1 protein-coding gene is annotated in these 267 nt (G+C 44.9%); it reads left to right on the plus strand.

Translation table 11 applies throughout. The annotated features are described in order from the left end of the window. Positions 1 to 267 (plus strand): DUF349 domain-containing protein (locus AAEY62_RS22710; protein ID WP_350636675.1); only part of this gene is annotated, 267 nt, incomplete at both ends.

Below are 267 nucleotides of genomic sequence, written 5' to 3' on the forward strand. Positions count from 1 at the left end.
TTGCAGAGCAAGAAGTACAACGTGAAGCGTCAAAAGCGCAGCGCGAAAGTATTATTGCTGACATGCATGCACTGCACTTACTCGCAACTGACGAGCAGGGTTTTGATTGGAAGCAGTTTGAAAGCCAATACAATCGTTTAAACAAAGCATGGCGTAGTGTGGGTAAAGTTGACCCTAAAACGTACCGTGTATTAAACGATCGTTATAAAAACGAGCAGCAGCGTGTGCTAGCGGCGTTAAATGCGTTTCATAAAGGCAATGCGGTAC

Origin of the sequence: Pseudoalteromonas sp. GW168-MNA-CIBAN-0100 (assembly GCF_040309225.1) — a bacterium.
GTDB lineage: Bacteria > Pseudomonadota > Gammaproteobacteria > Enterobacterales > Alteromonadaceae > Pseudoalteromonas > Pseudoalteromonas arctica.